General features: G+C 53.8%; 12 protein-coding genes. 3 read left to right on the top strand and 9 right to left on the bottom strand.

Translation table 11 applies throughout. The annotated features are described in order from the left end of the window. Positions 1-32 precede the first annotated feature (32 nt). From J2P76_RS07830 to J2P76_RS07850, 5 genes are all read right to left on the bottom strand, one after another. On the bottom strand, positions 33-998 hold the full coding sequence (locus J2P76_RS07830; protein WP_207405941.1) for a DUF932 domain-containing protein: 966 nt from the start codon (positions 996-998) through the stop codon (positions 33-35). A 990-nt stretch (positions 999-1,988) separates the two neighbouring features. Then, positions 1,989-3,632 carry a nuclease-related domain-containing DEAD/DEAH box helicase gene (locus J2P76_RS07835; RefSeq protein WP_207405943.1) on the bottom strand — a complete coding sequence of 548 codons (1,644 nt, stop codon included), beginning with the start codon at positions 3,630-3,632 and terminating at the stop codon, positions 1,989-1,991. A gap of 24 nt (positions 3,633-3,656) precedes the next feature. Next, on the bottom strand, positions 3,657-9,950 hold the full coding sequence (locus J2P76_RS07840; RefSeq protein ID WP_207405945.1) for a DEAD/DEAH box helicase: 6,294 nt from the start codon (positions 9,948-9,950) through the stop codon (positions 3,657-3,659). 46 nt (positions 9,951-9,996) lie between these two features. After that, positions 9,997-13,005: a hypothetical protein gene (locus J2P76_RS07845; protein ID WP_207405947.1), complete on the bottom strand. Its 3,009-nt coding sequence runs from the start codon at positions 13,003-13,005 to the stop codon at positions 9,997-9,999. A 29-nt stretch (positions 13,006-13,034) separates the two neighbouring features. Further along, positions 13,035-14,321: a DNA cytosine methyltransferase gene (locus J2P76_RS07850; RefSeq protein WP_207405949.1), complete on the bottom strand. Its 1,287-nt coding sequence runs from the start codon at positions 14,319-14,321 to the stop codon at positions 13,035-13,037. A gap of 223 nt (positions 14,322-14,544) precedes the next feature. On the opposite strand from J2P76_RS07850, the gene J2P76_RS07855 reads away from it, so the two are divergent. Both J2P76_RS07855 and J2P76_RS07860 read left to right on the top strand, forming a co-directional pair. After that, a complete protein-coding gene (locus J2P76_RS07855) occupies positions 14,545-14,976 on the top strand; it encodes a very short patch repair endonuclease (RefSeq protein WP_207405951.1) in 432 nt (143 codons plus the stop codon). Positions 14,977-15,052: 76 nt separating this feature from the next. Further along, on the top strand, positions 15,053-15,949 hold the full coding sequence (locus J2P76_RS07860) for an HNH endonuclease (protein ID WP_207405953.1): 897 nt from the start codon (positions 15,053-15,055) through the stop codon (positions 15,947-15,949). Between the two features lie 26 nt (positions 15,950-15,975). Here the strand turns inward: J2P76_RS07860 and J2P76_RS07865 are convergent, their stop codons facing one another. The 4 genes from J2P76_RS07865 to J2P76_RS07880 form a co-directional block, all read right to left on the bottom strand. After that, positions 15,976-16,188: a hypothetical protein gene (locus J2P76_RS07865; RefSeq protein ID WP_207405955.1), complete on the bottom strand. Its 213-nt coding sequence runs from the start codon at positions 16,186-16,188 to the stop codon at positions 15,976-15,978. Between the two features lie 102 nt (positions 16,189-16,290). After that, complete coding sequence (locus tag J2P76_RS07870) at positions 16,291-16,611, bottom strand: hypothetical protein (protein ID WP_207405957.1); 321 nt, start codon at positions 16,609-16,611, stop codon at positions 16,291-16,293. 1,005 nt (positions 16,612-17,616) lie between these two features. Next, positions 17,617-17,994, bottom strand: coding sequence for a hypothetical protein (locus tag J2P76_RS07875; protein WP_207405959.1), 378 nt, complete (start codon positions 17,992-17,994; stop codon positions 17,617-17,619). A gap of 222 nt (positions 17,995-18,216) precedes the next feature. After that, on the bottom strand, positions 18,217-18,438 hold the full coding sequence (locus tag J2P76_RS07880) for a hypothetical protein (RefSeq protein ID WP_207405961.1): 222 nt from the start codon (positions 18,436-18,438) through the stop codon (positions 18,217-18,219). A 158-nt stretch (positions 18,439-18,596) separates the two neighbouring features. Between J2P76_RS07880 and J2P76_RS07885 the strand changes: the two genes are divergently transcribed. Continuing rightward, positions 18,597-18,848 (top strand): hypothetical protein, encoded by a 252-nt coding sequence (locus tag J2P76_RS07885; protein ID WP_207405963.1) that lies wholly within the window; start codon positions 18,597-18,599, stop codon positions 18,846-18,848.

An 18,848-nucleotide genomic window follows, 5' to 3' on the forward strand; every position in this document is an offset into this window, starting at 1 on the left:
CGGGCTTCATGTCGTGGTGAATAGAATAGTTGTTACGCCACCAACTTCAAGGCTTCGTCCAGGGCCTTCTGCTTCAGTGCAGCGCCCGCCCCAAACCAAGCCGCGTCCAGCCGGTGGTCGCTGGAGCGGGCGCGGCGGTGATGATCGACATATTCCGTGATGCTGTTGAGCAGGCCCCAGGCCGTCCCGGATGCTGAGGCCATCTCCGAACCCTTGCCACGTCCGGCATACAGCTCCTGCACCGCCTTCATAGCCCGTTCGTTGACGGCAGTCGCGCTGCCTTCGGCAGTAGGATGGATCGGATAGGTCAACACGCGACGCAAGAAAGCTTCTACCGCATCGTCCTTCACCTTGTATTCGGCTAGCGCCTTCATGCGGGCCATGAAACCATCCCAGCTTGATACCGCGATGCCAAGCTGGCGTTTCACAGCCTGTGGATCGAATTGACTGCGATGGGGTACCTTCACCACGCCATCGCCGTCGCTCAAGGCAATGGCAAGGGTGTTGTTGCAAACCACGCGAACGGATGTGAACTGGGCCGTGGTTGCCAACGTGCCGTCGCAGGCCGTGGCCAGCAGAAGATAGCCGTTCACCCGATCGCGGCCTTTGAGGCAGGCGGATTGGCCGGTGCGGGCTAGCGCCCACAGCTTGCGGCCCTCCTTGAGGACGCCAGCGGTTTCCAGCTCGAAACCGCCTGCTTCGGTCAGGTCGCGATAGAACTCCAAAATCTCCGAGGGCTGCACGACTTGGAAGCGCCTGGAGACGACCGATAGCGGAGCCTTGGTGTCCGAGCGGTACAGCACTTTCTGCTCGGGGAATGCGTGAATGGAACCCAGGCCGTCGTCATTGGCGACGTACCGAACATCCGCCGATTCGATGTGCCAAGCCATTCCAGCTTGCTGGGCCCAGATTTCCAACGGCGAATTCGGAGAAAGCTGATTGCCCAGACCGTGCCAAGGTTGTTGGCCGATATACGCCATGGTTTGTACGAGGTGCATGGCTGCTCCTTGAAATTTGAAATTCGGAATGGAAAGCACAAATACCCACGGCTCTTCGGAGCCGTGGGTATTTGCATTAAGGGGTGAAAGAAGTGGCTGCTCAGCCCTGGGACAGTTTCCTGTGGCCGAACGTGTGGCCGCAGTCTTTGCACTCGAAGTTATTGAGTACAGTGTTGTCGATGACTTCGCCGACTGCCGCGCCAGCGCAAGAGCCCGCCGCCGCACCTATCAGGGCTTCCATCAGGCCGCTGGCTAGGCCGCTAAGGTGCAAAGCACGTGAGAGGGCGAAAGCCCCAGAGGAGGCTCTAGTATGTGTGCCCACTATTTCGGCGGCCGCAGCGTCCCAGGCGCCTGCGACACCACCGACGATACTACCTGTGATGCGGGCATAGTCCCGTGCGACAACATTGATGGAATGGCAGCAGGGACAAAGGAGAGGAGGTGTAGCAGAAAAGGATGTGGGCATACCGACTCCTGCAGACGCATGAATGTCTGCTTCAGAGTGGTGATATATGGGTAAAAAAAACTGGAATACTCGTAGATGTAGTTTTTAGAAGGCACGGCTGGGCCGCGTTATACCTGCTAGGCGAAATTTTATGGGAGGCGTGCTAACCACTGGGCCAAATCGCCATACAGGCGCTGAAGTTGTCGGTACGCTGCATCGCGTTGAAAGACGTGGTTTGCTTGCCGATAAGCACGGGCTGGTGGGGCAGGATTACGCCAAGCCTATAGTTGAAACCTTGTATCCATGGCTCTCGCACAACTTTAGCGTGTACCCCGCGAGTTTGGGTGCGCACATACCCTCGAACGCTACCTGGCTAACGGTGATGTACCGATCAACAACATCGTATAAGCAGAACGACCAAGGACGGGTGGATGTCTACTGATAGGCAGCCGACAATCATTTTTCTTCCGATGAAAGGCGAAATGGCTTGGAGGAAGGAACATCACGACTCGAGGACGCCGATGCCATTCAGCTTTCGATGGGGCTCATTGGCGACAGAACCATCTATATGCTTCTTCAGAACTGGTCACAATCGTGAATCGTCCCGTGGCGCGAGTACAAGCAACGTATAAATCATTCAGCGTCAGCGCGGGGCCTTTGTCGGGACGGTCAGCATGAATCAAGATCACATGCCCAGCTTCAAGCCCCTTGAATGCCTTGATTGTAGAAAAGAAAACATACCCGGGTTTGTTGAGCTTTTCTATGTCTTCTGTCAATTGCAATCCATAGCCGCGGCTCATGGTAGATAGGCACGACTTCTCTAGTATGTATGGCGAAAGGATGACTGCTCCCCCTTCAGGACTCAGTTCATGCACCAATTCCCATGCCTTGGCTCCCATAATGCCAGGTTCGCATCGCAATACTTGTGGCAGCACGCCCCTCGGGACGCCTGGCATGGCTTTCACATCGCTGTCGCAATACTGGTTCGTCGCCTCGTTTATCAACTCCGTGTTTCGACAATTATGGTAGAGCTTAAAGATTACCTCGGCCAAGGTTTCATCCCCGCTTCCTGCACGATAAATGTCTTGTTGCCAGTCCGCGAAAAATAGCCACTGCCCACCGTCACGCAACAACCCATAAAGAGCAAGCAGTCGCTCTTCACCAAAGTCTTGTCCTTCGTCGACGACTATGGCTTCGTATCTCTCGTCCTCCATCATATCCCCCTGATTGGCTACGACCATTCGGGGGAGAAGCTCACGAAAGTAATGAGCATCCTTCTGCAGGCTGCCGTTAGGTTTAGCGACCTTGGTAAACAGCTTGTCGACATTGACAATAGCCTGTTCGAGAAGATGGTTTTTCCTGCGTAAATCATCTGCAAGTGCCTTGTTAAAGCACACGTAGATAGCACGCCGTCCTTCTTCCAACAAGGAAGACAACTTCCAGATAGCAAGCGTGGTCTTGCCGGAACCTGCTGGCCCAATTATGGCAACGCTCGGCAGCTCAAAGGCCCCTTTAAGGGCCGCATATTGCTGCCGAGTCAATTTCTCGATGTTATCTGTATCTTCCCGGGCATCGGCTCCCGAGTCAATGGACTCGACACTAAACCCAAGATTTCCCAAGATAATTGAAGCGCGTTTCGCAGTGTCGGCAGAAAAATTCCTGCCGCTTCTTTCTGCTCCCCTGGCCATGAGGGAGCTCTTGATGCATGGCCCAAGACGTCCCATCTTGTCATGTGAAATGATGGTCGATTGGTCATATAGATCGGATCTCCCTTTAACCACGCCATTTGGATATGCCACCAAAAATGTATACGCGCCTGGGAATGTCGCCGAGCCGAGTCCTTTGCTCACTACCCCTGCCAAGGTGTGCATGTTTCCGCACGCCTGTTCAGGAGGAGCCTTCTCAATCTTTATCTCAGCACCTACTTCCCCAGTCCTCGTATTTTGCTCCTGACGATACCAGACCCCATCCTCTCCCACGCGAACGGACCTCGAGCCCTTGACCTCGACTATGGCCATGCCAAGATCAGGTGCCAGCACTACGAAATCACTCTGGCCATCCCTGACATAACCCCCGGATTCTATGGCCCAGGACACATTGCACACCACAATCCATTCATCGGGCAGTTGGCGTTCCAGCTGACGCCTAACCTCTCGCTCCCATTTGTCTTGGGTTACCGGGCCAATCATCCTTGGCAATTTCCACTCCTTTGGCTAGTCCGTCCGACGGGCGATAACGATAACCTGCGGATTCTGTTCTCTAGATAGATGAGGAACATCGATCTTTACCGGTGTAATCATTTTCCCTCGCCCAGGTATTTCTCGAATCAATACCTCAAATAGATTCCCAATCTCGTCCTGCACCACCCAATTCCCCTTCTCTGAACTCCATGCATTCCTCTCAGCAACACGTTGCCACGTCTTCCCCTGGCTCCGAATGCTGGCCCCTATCTCGAGGGACGCCACGGAACCCATCCAATCGCTACCGTTGCCAGTGTCAAGCAGGTATTCAGCAAAGTAATGCGGCGGCGCCTTCCTGACCCAGGCCATCCTGCGCGATAGATTGAAGGAGTCGACTAGCTTGAGCGTTCCAATATGAAGGCTTGAGGCCCAGTCTCTCACGGCCGCGCTAATCGAATCAGTGCAAGTTTGATCAAACTGCCAGAGTGGATGAGCGACGACGTGAAGTGTCGGTTCCGCTCTACTTTCACCGTGCCCGGTAATCCAACCATGCAACCCAGTCGGTCCGTCCACCCGGCATGACAGTCCTCCTTCGAACGCATTGCAGTAGAGGTTCGCCAAATCCTTGGCCATGTCACCCCATCCGGGCATTCCCAGCCCCCATTGCTCAAAGAGGGGAGTTATACCCGGCAGGTACCCAGGATCATTCATGGTGGCCAACAATTCAAGCCCTAGGCGCCAATCAATCAATCCATGTAGCTGGCGATTCCTGAAGCCCTTTAGCAAGACGTCAGGAGATCGCCAAAACTGGTCTTCTTTGCTGGCCCGAGCACACTCCTCACGAATTAATCTTCCGAGACGAGTCAGGCTGCCTGATGCCGAAATGCAGCCGTCCACCAATTCCCGCCAGTTAAGATGTGCCCAATAGACCAGCCCGGCTCCATTCGGATGTTCATCGGCTAGATAAAGTTCGGCCCCACGCCGCCCTGAATCGTCCACCCTGTGCACCGAGGCAATTTCAATATCAAGGGAATCTACATCAAGCTCAAGGGCAATGGCTCTTTGCAAGATGGTCGCCGCCGAATACCATGCGGCTCGACGACTGGAGACTTCCCTCTGGGCATCAAAGAATCCGAGACCTGGAACGTCCAGCATCCTTGCACTAAGGATATCCGTCGTCTTTGGCGACGCGAGGCTAGCCTTTATCTCGGCTTGATCGTCGTTAGCAACCCATATTTCCCCGCTGAGGCGTTGGCTTTGCTCATGCTGGAATAGGGAGCTTGCCCTCGCGAAACCATGGGGCTCCCCATCTTGATTCTGTCCTATCCGATAGACGCGTTCTTGGTGTGCCAAGGACAAGAGAACCCTGCCTTCCCTCATAAAGCTAGTATTTGAAATCGAAGGCGAAGCTACGAAGGCCACAGGACCTCCTTTTCCTCCTATTTCTGTAGTGCTGGCTGGCTTCTCGAGATCAAGATCGGTTAGGAACCCATTCGGCGTAACGGCAAGGTATGCGCTGGCGGCTGAGTTTTGGCAAACTGAGCATTGGATCGTTCTGGCATTTGATATCCACTGACGATCCCAGCCTGGCAAATCTTCTTTGGGTTCTAGTGTGGCGGAGTCGGCAGGATATACCTTCAAGTTCCTGCATTCTCGACAGAAAACCTGCCACGTCACTTCGCCTATGGGGCGTCCAATTGATTTCCACAGATTGCTTCGTTCATGCTGGATAGATCCCACGAGCCCATTCGGCGTAAGAAGCCGTTTGTCCCATATTCGCTCCGAGCCAGGAGCGAATTCTGTGATCGCCTGGTCCAGGGTACGGTCGAGAGTCTTTGGTTCTCTTCCATGAAGGGGGGTGTCCGGCAACGAAAAGTATAAGCTCCTAACTGCAGATGGCATGCCGTACATAGGTAATACCCCGGCATCGGCCAGGGCCTGGGCCAGCCCCCTAGACGGATCAGAGTCCGAGCGAGCTGCCGCCAATATTCTCCCAGGTAGATCTAGCGCCGTGCTAACAAGCTTCTCGGGCTCGATTGCAGTTCCACGGGCTACTACCATCGCTATTTCTCTTACCTCTCTCTCCCTAGACAGTATCCATTGACTTACGGCGGAACGATAATTGTCATCAGCCAGAAATGTTCCTACGGTCCCCATTTCTCCATGTGTATCTGCAGGGATCCCTGAGCTTGTCCAAGTAGCTCCTGCAGCCTGGAATGCTCGGCGCAAGACCTCCTTCGACACCAGGCGCTCGGCCAGTATTCTCTGGTCATCACTCACCGACACTGCTGGCTGTGGAGGAATACCACTAGTCATTTCTTCCGGATGCTCGAAATGTATCCGATCATGAGTCTGGCCTCGGCAATAAGTAAGGACGACAGAGTAGATCTGTTTCTTTCGCCCGGCCCGTCCCGCCCTTTGCTGGTAATTGAACCGCTCTGGCGGCATGTTGGCCTGGAATACCGCCTGAAGGCCTCCAATATCAACACCAACTTCCATTGTCGTGGTAACTGATAGGAGGTCGATTTGGTCTACAAGTGGAATGACCTCTCGATCGACGACATCGTAGACACGCTCGCCCTTGAAAAAAATCCCACGGAAATGCCGTTGCCTTTGTGCCTGGTCATTCGTTTGCCCCGTTAGCTCCTCGGCATGGATCCTGAACCTGAATCCATCTTGTCCAGCAAGGTTGGAATAATAGTGACCAGATTCGATCTCTCCGGCCGACCGAGATCCGTTTGGTTGTGTGGATAGCTGATCCAAGCATCTTGCGCAAATTCCACCCGACGCATGCCAGTGCACTTGTGTGCATCGGCCACATACCCAAGGCATTGCATCACGGCCAACTACTCGTACCCACAGCTGGGGTTGCCGGACTATGCCCCAACCCCGTGAAACGTGATGCCCTTCTTGCATCAAGGCGCCTCTTACATAGTCTCGTAACTCCTTCCACTCGCACCCATGGGTAGCCGAGCAAGCCTTCAGGAACTGGACAACCCGCTTCTTACCAATTCCTTCAACGCCTAGCCCCTTGGGATCATTTTGTTGCCACGGATCAGGGGTGGTGTCATTTTGCGATGGATCTGTCCGGCGTTCCTCTGTCAAGAGCCGAATCACGCTATCGCAAATTTCCCTGAATACTTGTGGGCTCATTCCGGTTGGCGCATTCGCTGCGAAGCCTGGCGAGACTGCGAGATGCCCAATACCCTGAGCCTCCAAGTCATACAACAGTCTTCCTGAAATCGCTCGCCAGGCCTGCTTGCGTAGCCTTCGGGAAAGCGCATCCAGCCCACTCCTTCTGCTTGTCGAAAGAGGCACATCACGAAGTAGAGGCGTCGTAGCCCCTCCTTGATCTCCAAAGTCGATGAGGGAAGTCCAATCGGCATCTCGAAGGATACGCTTGGCGTCTACCGATGGCCCCGCTGGATTAACGCCAAGTTGTGCCAAGCGTCTCCAAATCACGGGAAGCTCCGCTAGCTCCGAATCAGGGTCGTTCAGGAAATCATCCAGACGGACATAGCCTGGCTTGAAGTTCTTCACTTGGGTTACCTGCTGCCTATCGCTTGATGACGCCAAGTCTCCATCGTCGTGGACGCTTCTTGCCGCCGCACGAAAACGAAGCAGTGACTCTCGAGCTTCATCCGTTATCTGACCGTCCAAACCACGGATAATGTCTTTTGCCTCATCATCGTTGCCTGCCTCGATTGCGCGAAGGATTTCTTGCTGTATGGCTTGCAATCCGCCAGCAGACCGACTTTGCAGCTCATGGATGACAAACGAGCTTAGCAAGTGCTTCCACTGTTCGACTTCCACGCCATTTGAAAGGGTGGCCGCAGATTGACGGCTATCGGAGAAGGCAACCAACCTCCTCGCATCCCCTCCTGGCATGATTGCCATCAGATGCTTCGTCAAAAGCAAGGATGTCTGCGTAAGACCAGTTGCAAAGGAGCGTATTGGCGCTGATCTCCCTCCTTTCCGTTCAGAGTAGTTAATTCCACATGATGGGCATAGCTGCGGCATGGCCGGCAACGGGGGGAGAGCGCCTTCATCTGTATCCACATGTAGCCAAAGACAGCGAAGCCATCCCTCTTTTTGCTCCCCACCAATGATTACGATACCTGTAGTTGGATTCAAGACTGCTTCTATCCAACCGGCATCTCTTCTGTCTAGCCGCCTCCTACGATCGTCCCGTTCCTCAGTCCCTTGTTTCCAGTTGAGGGCGGGGCGGTCTCCAGGATAGGCCCAAGTATCGGGGATCAAGTAGACGACTCCAAGCCTATGATAGGGTTGAGAATCCGTCCGTGTTTGCGGCGTTATCTCAGGCAATCCGTCAATCGCTGGCGGCATGGGGGCAATCTCGAACCGTTGGTGGCCCCCATGATGCTCTGCCTTGGTTTTGTATCCAGCGAGAAGCTGAGTGCCGCAGCATTCGCAATAGAGCACCTCTAGGACGCGCTGCCCCTGCACGTCCATCCTTGGTTCTGCCAGTAGTCGTCCAACACGACGCTGTTCATCTCGAGCATCAAGCCCTGCCGTTGCCCATAGCCCGTCCAGATTCTTGACCATCCAATGGAAACGAACTCTAGGAAGATGAAACGCCGAAGCACCCTTGCTCTCGGCATCAATTCTCGAGGCATGGCCTCCCGCAGCGAGCAACCCTTGCACAGCCAGCAGCCGCCTTTCAGGATCGCATATTCCCGGGAACCATCGAGAAGCGAGTTCTGATACAGGATAAGCCCTATGTCTGCTTTTCCCCTCATCCCAGAAGGCGCTAGCAAACTTGCTCGAGTTCCCTGCAAATTCGTCGCCCTCGAATACGTTCTTGGCTACTTCAATCCCAAGTGCACCATTCGATGTCTCGCGCCCCAGTTGGATGCAGCTATGCGAGACCTGTTCCGAAAAGCCGCACTCTACTGCCGGCTTGGAATAGACTGGACGACCGACTTCGATATGAAACCTTGTTCTTGCCTCTCCGGAACTAAGTCCGAATAGCCCACCTAAAAATTCGAACGTTGATCTGCTATTGCCATCCAATGATGCGCTGGATGCCAATATTTGCAATTGCGGGCTCTCTGGAGAGAGTCCAAGCCTATCCAGCAATAACCTGAGAAGATAGCCAACCTCAGTACCCGCAGCACCACGATACAGGTGCAGCTCATCTATCACAAGTTGGAATACTCGTGATTGCCTATCCTCTGCAAGCCAAGACTTCGTAGCCTCGAAGATCTGAGAGTCGGCGCTATCCCCGGGAATACGGGGATGAGGATGCCTCATCAGCATGATGGAAAGCATGCTGATATTGGTGATTAACAAGTCTGGGGGAGATGCTTGCATCTCCCATCGATGGAACATTTCCCCTGAGGATGGGTCCATTCTGGTAACGAAGGCGCCTTGTTCCTTGACTTTTTCTAGGCGCTCTTCATGGAGCCGAATGGCATCTTTGTCACCCGATTCTCTTGCCTCAGTAAGATCCAGTTCTGCCTGGTCGAGTCTTTCTCGCTGGAGCCTATAGCTTCTTATCGCCTCTGCAATATCCCGGCCTAGCTCCGTCCGCTTCTGGGTGTTTGACGCCCTTCGCCCGTTTTCTCCTAGCTTCCAAGGGTGGCCAGCCACTGGGGTGGAGCCGTTGTAGCGACCGAATCTGATGCGATTCCTCCCAATCATCGCGTCCATGGCCGAATGTACCGGATCGGAGTCTAAGGCTGTCCTAAGTCGCGAGATTTGATCCTCCACCAACGCATTCATCGGATATAACAAGAGAGCCCTCACAGCCGGTGCTCTCTTCTCACCTCGCGCATGCATCCGATTGAAGTCCCATTTTGGTGGCGCGCTCTCTTGCCACGCTTGCCCAGGATTCCTTGTCGCAGGCGCCCACCTACTATCCACGGCCTCCTTGACGACTGACGCAAGTACTGGCAACAAGAACGACTCAGTTTTGCCAGAGCCAGTACCGGTTACCACGATGCAATTCTTCCGTTGCAATGCAGCCTTCAGCATCTGCTGCTGATGATGGAATAGCTTTGCGGCTCGTGGCATTAGCCCAGAGTTTGCAATGGCACAAAACGCCTCGCGAGCCTCCTTGCTCATGCCTGGTAGGTCTTCCTCCGTCAGTTCTTCTAGCTTTTTCCCAGCGTCGTAGGAGGGCAGCATTTCCAGGAACAACTCCTGGAATAAGACACCAGGAGTATCGAGAAGCTTCTGGCGATCAACCTCAAAGGTTGGAGAGTTGGTCCCGAAGGCTGATTTGACATACCTTTTCAGATGATCCTGCAATTGACCCCATGCACCAATAGGATCCAAGTCAAGGTTTTCCGGCATGTTTTCCATCCTCTTTTTCTGACTGAGCTGCTAGCAATAATTTAAGTGCATACTCTCAAAAGCTACTCAGCTGGCCTTCTAGCAATCCTGCGACTCTTGTTGCGATTTCCAGTGGAACCCATCGATAGCACAACCATACGCCGGGCACAAAGCCGCCATAGACATGATTTGCCAAACCTATGATCTTTTCCGTTTTGCCCTCCACAAGGAAAAGTCCTGTCTCATCGGAAAAGCCGGGTGTTACGCACACTTCTACCGCGCTGCTTCCAGAACATGTCGTCAGGGCCCTTTCGATCATGGCAGGAGGCCTAAGACGCGCTGGAAGCCAAAGCTCCCCTTGCTGCGGAGCGTAATGAATTGGCCAGGGGCTCGCATCCTCGATTGAGTGATGTTTTTTGACCCATTTTGCAAAAGCATTGATTGCAATCCAGACGCCCCATCTGGAATCGTGAATGAAGTTATAGCTTTCTGGACCATTGCCCAGTCGAGAACCAAGTGCGTAGACTTGCAGCCCAGGTGTTGCTGGATCGTCGAACTTGAAGAGTTGCCTGCCTACCTGTGGATCGACCGCCATGAATCCTGAGGAAACCATGCTGAATTGCGCAGAGTTTGGTACCAACCGCTGGAGTTGGCGGAGATTGGCGGCCAGGCCACTCCAACCTTGTGGCGCAAGTTCGCTAGTGGCTTCCTCCAAGGGGCCAGCCCACTTCGAAATCGAAACGCTTGGATTGCGAGCGAAAAGCAGCCCATACCGATCGACAACCTTACGAATCGACTCCTCGTCTATGGATGCAAGTCTAAGTACTGGAAGGCGCCACTCTCTCCCTTGCTCTATATATGCCACGATATCTTGATCATTTCGTAGGCACTCCCAATGCTTCAGCCGCAAAGTGCCGCAGACCCCATGAAGAGCTAGGCCATCGTGCATGGCAGGCAAGGAGTAAACTGTAGGAGGAACTGCAAGTACCCTGATCAAGTGCCCCCTGGCATCCGTCTGAAGCTCCAGGCATCCCCTGCTTCTTAGGTCTAAGAGGGCGAAGACTGGCTGCACATCGATCCCGTCAGATTCTCCTAGGCGGGTCAACTGATCTCTTGCAGCTCCATAGGGGATTGAGCCTAGGGACGCTAGGGAATCCAGGAATTTGGCTGAAACACCTTGGATCAGGTTCGACCCAAGATCTTGGCAAAGCATCCCTTCCGCTAAGTTGAATACCTGGGTTTGTGCCCTATGTTCATCCTCGGACTGACCGCTTTGGATGATTACGCCACTGAGTCCTTCGCTTGCCAGAACAGTCCTGCCGAAGCGATCCAAGCCCAAAGCCCTTCCTTGAGCCAGCGCCAGGCCGTCGCGCAAGACCAGTCGCAATTTGGCTTTGGCCAATATCTCTGAGTCAGAAATTACCCTTATCTCGAAGCCTGCTTTTCGTTCATCCGTCACCCTGATACTGAGTCGCCTGATTTGAGACCGCTCGGCACGCATGCCTGGATCACTGAATTCCAATCCCTCTGCCATCAAGATAGCGCCCCTCGGGGCTTCAAGCTCCACCATCGGTAAATCATAGGGCGCGTATGTCCTGGTACGCCCTTGGATAATCGAACGGCCGCCAACAAAGCGGAGACGAGCTCGGGCACCAGGAAGAGCACTCCTATCTTCCAGCCACTGACGTTGCTCTTCGTTCAATTGTGCAGAGTCGGGAATGCAGGTGAGGGCCCAATTAGACGGTAGGCCACCAGTGGTAAGTTGCTCCGTAGGTATGCCTTCATTACGAAGATAGGTATCCAGAATCTCTCGGAAGCTATCGGTACTGAGGATATAAGCAGGACCAAGTATTGGAAGGTCTCGTTCTACCAGCTCCTCGATTGACCTGGGATTCGGCATATCCCAGGAAAAAAATCTCCTGTCCTTCCGATGAATCCTATATCGTCGCCGGCCCCCCAGGCCAGGGGAATTCTCATCCCCATATTCCACGTCGAGCACGATATCCTCCACTGTGGACTTCTGGAGCATATCCCTGGCTACATCTTGGTGGCCGGCAGAGTCGCTGTTAAACGCATCTCCCATCGGGTCAAGTTTGGCAGGGATGCGGTTGCTCCCATGAACCAATGTGCATGAAACAATGCCCCCTGCTGCTGGGAACCTCCAGCCAATTTCCCAGCCATCTACATCATTGAAAGAAGGGATTAGCCTAGCCTTTACCTCGTCTTCACAATCCTCAAGGGTTGGTCCAGGTCCCCCCACGTCTTGCGGGTCGTGGTTTCTCCCGTGCTGCCCTTCGGCTGCTCTAGGGCGTCGCCCATCCCAAATATCCAGCAGCTCAGCCAAGACATGCTGGAGCGGTTCGTGATACGCAGGATCTTGCATCGCACTTTTAAGGGTGCTGCTCAGATAATGGACATCCTTGCCTTGGTCAATAACCTGGCGGAAAAGCGAATGCGTCAATGCTTGCTTGGGATGTAGTCCGCACGCCGCAAAAAGCTGGCGGATACCATTGGCATCCTTGCTCGACACCATGCATTGTGACTTTGAGATTCCGACGAACCTGTGCTCCCCGAGCTTGCGGAATCTGAAGATGCCAAATCGACCATCTATCTCGTCTTTGCTCCAGCGTTCGAGATCCTGCCATGCGGCCTCCATAACGGAAGTAACTGGGGGAGTATTGGGAAAAGGTTGCTTCAATAACCCGGTAACCTTTGCATAAAAACCTTCCTCGCCTGCCTCGGACGACGCAAGCACCCATAAGGCTAGGTAAGGCAGGTAAGTAGGCGCCTTCAAGCCCTCATAAATCGGGTTTTCAGCCCCTGGATCAATGTAGCTATTCGATCGCAGGTTGGCTCGCCGCAGGTTTATTAGTTGACGAACCACGTCTCCGCAATGGCTGGCCGAGGCGGGAATCCATTCTGGCCCCTGTCTTGCGGCCTCTACTAACCCATCCGCTCCACCAAGATGTAGGCCAAACGCGTCTAGGTCTGCACGATTGGCGTGAATCCATGCTTCCTCATGAGAGGACGCGAGGGAAAAGTATTCGCTTAACAGTAGGGAATTCCAATCAGTGAATAACGCCATTTTTTCCCTCCTCGTGCACAAGCATGTACTCAAGACCGCCCGTGGATTTCATCGAGGATTTGCTTGATTGCTAGGCCAATCGCGCGGGCAAGAAGAGGGGGAACTGCGTTACCTACTTGGGTATACCTTGGGCATTCCTTTGTTCTGGAGGCTCCACCCGTTGTGAATTTCCCTTTGAATCGAAACCAATCCGGGAAACTCTGGAGTCGGGCGCTCTCGCGGACCGTCAGGATTCTCGGTTCCGCATAGTGCAATACATCGTCTGGAAGGGTCGTTATCGTAGGCGCTGGCTCATTGCCGGACATGGGAAATATCCGATGCTTCTTGAGCCGGAATTTCTTTCGGCTATCTTCATCCATTCGGACGCCCTTTCGGCATTCTTCGATGATTCTCTCGAAACGGCCTGCGACTTCTATGGAATGGTTTGCCAATCGCATGCTATCCATGGCGTCCGATCTGCAAAATCTGTGCATAAGCCGTTGGTATGAACTGTCTGGCCCGGTATAGACTACCTCTTGGAAGCCAGATTTTGACCTCGGATCCGTGCATTCCTTGAGTTTGCTCCAACGACGACGAGTCCTTAGATCATCAATTGCCTCGTGTGCTGAAACGGTCCTGCCGAGCTTCAGGTCCTTCAGTTGCTGTTCTCGAATCTCCTCAATCAAGGAGAAAAAGCGCTTCTTCCCACCATTCAAACAGCCAGAGACATCCGACCTGACTCCCACGGCAATTAGCCGTGCCCGCCGTTGGGGTACGCCAAAACGCGCAGCATCAAGAATCTCCCCGTGAACCTCGTACCCGATGGCCTCTAGGCTCAGCCTGAGCTTTTCATAATACGATTCAGAATGCTTGACCTTCGAGCCATCCTTCCCCTCCTGCGCCCAATGGGCAATCCTCATGCCGGGGACATTCTCGAGGACCAGTATCTTCGGCCTCACAGCATCTACTACCTCGACATACTTCGTGAAAAGCTGATTGCGAGGGTCGTCGCCATTCCTTCGGCCAGCAAAACTGAATCCTTGGCACGGAGGGCCACCTGCAAGGATGTCGATCTGCTTCGCCAAGCCTTTTAGCTCGCCCAGATGTTTGGCAAGCAATTCGTCGATTCCCCATGCTCGCTGCTCAAGCCACTCCGGCCATTGGAACTTTTCTATAGGGAGCTTCCGATCACTTAGGAAATTGGCCGAGAACGTCTCGAAGGCCATCGAGTCTTTCTCGATCGCGAATTTCCCTTGCAAATTGGCCATGGTTAGGCCTAGCGAAAGTCCTCCACAACCGGAAAAAAGATCGATATAGCTGTATTTTTCTTTATCCATTCTCAATTAATTCAATCGCCAACTCGTTGTTTTGCTTTGTTTTTTTGCCCTAGCCGCAGCGGTACCTTCTGGATTGAGCCACAATACCGGTGACATCGCTCGACACAAGACCCATTGAATTCTGCATGATCTAGCGAATCGATGGCAACAACTGTACACATTTGCAGTCCAAATGTCTCACCTTGGCTGTGTTCGCTTCCACCCGCGACATGAGTCGTCCGATATGACAGATTTCTTATCACCGCTCGAACGCTCAGAAAGAATGGCCCGTATCCGAGGAAAGGACACGGAACCAGAGCTCGCGCTGCGCAGGGAGCTGCATCGTTTGGGACTGCGATTTCGGCTTCATGTGGCCGGCCTCCCTGGAAAACCTGACCTTATCTTTCCGCGCTACAAGACCGTGGTGTTTGTCCATGGTTGCTTCTGGCATAGACATGCAGGATGCAGCATAGCGACTACACCCAAGAGCAACACATCATTTTGGCTTGAAAAATTCGACAAGAATGTGGAAAGAGATCGGCGGGTAGCCGAGCAACTCACTGTGCTGGGGTGGCGTGTACTAGTGGCATGGGAATGCGAGCTCTCTACAAGGACCAAGGCTGCGATGACGGGAGAGATGCTTGCGAGCCAGATAAGGGCGCCGCATATGGACTGAATCGACCAGACCGGTCGTGGTCATATCCATGGTCTTCCGAAGCGAAGATACTCGGCAATAATGAACGAGGCATTGATTGGACACACATTATTTTTCCGTAGGGAGCGAATACCGCAGGCAAGAGCTGCTCGACTACGTGGGCAGCAAGCAAATGCAAACGGGCGTGATTTGGGGACCGTTGGAACCGGGATGCATCATCTGTACATCTGGCGGGAGGCATGGCAAGAAGGCTGGCTATTTCGATCATCCCACTCACGATGGGGGATGGCTCTATTTCGGGCAAGGGGGGCAGGGAGATCAGCGTATCGATAATGCAGCCAATTCAAGGCTGGCCGCTGGCGATAGATCCGTCTTGTTGTTCACGACAAGGGAGCCTACTGCTAAGGAGGTCGCCCTCAATAGGAGCTATGGGAAATTATTCACGTTCCAGGGAAGCTTCAACATTGCCTTCATGGATATCGTAGTCCCTAGCTCTGGGCCTCGGAAAGGGGATCGCCTGCTGAGCTTCCATCTAGTCCGAGCAATTGAGGGGCATCATCCCGAAGAAGTGCCGCGGTTCTTGGATCAAGCGAGCCACGCCAGCCTTGTTGGACTGCGGCGCCAGCTGGATACGCGACTATCTGGATCCTCCACTTCAAGTCTCGGATTGGTCGAATACAGGAAACGCAGCGCAACTGTACGCCGTTATGCATTGATGCGCGCGAACGGGATTTGCGAACTCTGCCAATCTCAAGCACCGTTTACTTGCGAAGGCGGCATACCTTACCTGGAGGTTCATCATCTCAAGCGTCTAGCTGACGATGGTCCAGATTTGCCAGAAAATGTGGCAGCTATCTGTCCCAATTGCCACCGGGCTGTTCACTTTTCGGACAACCGCGCTGAGCTTAATTACAGACTAGTTCTTGCGGTAGAAAGAAAGGAAGATGCCATTTCCCAGCGAGGTCTGCCAAGCGAGCCCGGTGAAGACCTTTAAGTGCAACGCAACTTGGTAATGAGACCTTAGAGATGCCCGTCACAGATCCCGAGAAACAACCTAGCGAGTGCGTTGTTCATGACCATCCAGTCCCCGCCAGCCAACTTGGGCGATATAGCGTTGACCGTGATCCCCACGCCGAGCATGACATTGCTAGCTATGTCGAAGGGCAGGCGCCGGATGAGGAAGTCCAACACGTTGAGCGTGTCAAGCGTGAGATTGTGTTGGGCGACGTCCATGATATCTGGGATGTCACTACCAATAAGGATCGATGGTGGGTGATCACGAATTTGACGAATCTCTATTCCCAGAAGTACTTCCCCAGTCTTGACTACACACTTTCATTTCATATTGGGCTGATGGCGCGCATGCGTAGCAGATCGGGGCAGATCAACCCGGCAGAGCCAACTCCCTTTGATGAAGTCCTGCGTCGCATGGATCAAGCCGAGGAGCATCACGATGCGGCTGTCGAAGTTGAAGACTTTCAAGCCGTAGGAATGCTCCTTCGTGAAAGCCTCATCTCTCTCGTGGCTGGCATGCGCCGTCGAGTCTCCATCGCAGAAGGCATTGACAGGCCACAGGACGCCAACTTCATTGGATGGTCTGACTTGCTCATGAACGAGTTGTGCTCCGGGGGTAGCAGCAAGGAGTTGAGACAGCATTTGAAGAACATCGCGAAAGAGACATGGCAACTCGCGAACTGGCTTACGCACACGCGAAGTGCTACGAAGACGTCGTCATCCATTGCTCTCCGTTCATGTCAAACTATCGTTGGGCATTACATCCAAGTTCTGGAGGGTGGGCGCTCTGACCGCATTGGTAGCTGCCCAGTATGCAAGTCCCGTGACGTTCGAACGCACTTCGACGCCGTTATCTCTCCAGATGGGAGCTATTACTCTAGCTGCGGGGTATGCGATTGGAATGATCATCCTGATTGCGAAGTAGGGCCTAGTTCAGGTCTCAATTGAGCCCGCCATGGCGAGCCGCAGCAGCCTGTATGGCCCGGCTGGCTCGCATGGTGCCCGTTTTTCGGCGGGTTCATGTCGTCAAGGCCAACCTCCTTCCAGAGACGATGGCGGAAGTTGATGCTGGGGGCTAAAGTGGAAAGTGTCTAAGGCAGTGCAAGACAATCCACCCGAATCCAAGACATTCGTTGGTACTGTTGTTGGTCCGTAGCTGATGGAGTTCCCGAAACCTAGGTTGTATGCGGCTTTCCTGCAACGATATGAATGTCCCTTTGCTAGAGGCATGTAGGCCAACAAGTCATCTTGTGTGGCCAGTGATGTCCATGCACTTCCAGTTGAATCCAATTTTTTTGAGTAGATTTTTAAGTATATTTTTGCTTTTTCGTCCAGAATTTGTCTATGAAGTTCTGGTCTCGCCGTCGCACCAAGTTGCAGTATCAGGTGGTACACACAAGCACATCAAACCCGCGAATCTCTTTGAGGCGCGGGTTTTTTGTTGTCTGTGCGTCTACCGGCGTATCTCTGAATTTATGGCTTGCCTTCCCTTCGCCAACGGGGCCTACAAGCGCAGTGACAGGAAAACCAAAGTCGGCGGTTTCTTCTGAACACCCATGCTCGATCTATATGATCTTGACGGGAACCGGGATCGGGCCGCTTAGCGTCGTGCGTGTCGCGGCGCCTAATTGCTTCCCGGTGATGGGGCTATATCGGCGTGTCTTGCGGCGGGGTGGGGAGCGCGGAAGGCGGCGGCGAAGGAATAGCGGCGCTGCAGCCTTTCTGGACAGAAAGGGTCTGAAGTTGAGAAAGCCGCGTGTTGGCTGCCTCAAGAGCAGCGTTTTTCTCCATAACGTTGCCCATACCAAAATCCCCCAGGAAGGAAAGAACCGATCGAGCATCGAACTCACTTTCTTTTTCGATATGGGCCAGGTACCCGTGAACCTTCGCCTGCTCCAGCTCAATCTCGCGGCAAGTCAGCGTTTGTTTCTCGAAGTCGGTGACCTCACCTTGGCGACCGTAATTCTTGGTGGCGCACCCACCGAGAACCATCAAAATTGCAGTAAAGAGTATTAGTTTTCTCATTTGGTTACATTTATCGTAAAAATCTTGGCAAATCAGATCAGCATGACCTGTCCGGGACTGGGTTGTTTGTTTCTTCAGGGCCCGGTTCTAAGAGCATTTGACCGCTCCCGGGGGAGTAGAAAAGAAATACGCAAATAAGTAAAGGTGGGAGATACCTATAGACACCCCCGCCACAGCACGCAGCGCAAAGCTCTCAACGACCCGCGGATTTTTGCAGCCTCGCTACTCACTAATGTGATGCAACTCCAGCGACTGCGGATCAATCCCGCCAAGCTTCAGACGCGAATCGATATCTTCTCCTTTGCCATCCGGCGCCTCGATCGCGGGCAGGCTCAGGGCATCTGCCAATGCACGCTTTCCTTCCGGCAAGTCTGAAATCGCGCCGTTGACCAGTGCGGTGCCATCGTTGCCATCGGTTTTCTTGAAGCTGATCTGCGTTTTCATGGTTTCCTCCTATGCGCGGCAAGTCTGCTGCGTACCGGCGGCAAGTTCCATGCCCAGCCGCCAGCCTCGGCCAGGGCCAGCGTATGGCCCTCCAGCGCGCACGGCCGGCTCGCGCTTGCGATAACATCAGCCCTGGCATCTCTGTCGGGTTGAGGAAAATGTCCGTTCAAATGTTGGGTCGTTGCGGAATCGCGCTGTTTTTTGCTGCTCTGGCTGCGGGATGTTCGTCGGGCGGCGGCGGTTCCAGTTCCGGGACGGTGAGCCGGTTGTTCAACCAATGCACCTGGAGCCCCAGTTCGTGCCAGTACGAAGGCAAATACGAGCCCGGCGAAGAAGAGTACGCCGAAGAGGAAGCCAGGCGCCTGAATCAGGCGCAATCCGCAAAGCTGCGCAGCCGCTCCAGCAACTGA

Origin of the sequence: Bordetella petrii (genome assembly GCF_017356245.1) — a bacterium.
Lineage (GTDB): Bacteria > Pseudomonadota > Gammaproteobacteria > Burkholderiales > Burkholderiaceae_B > Bordetella_A > Bordetella_A petrii_D.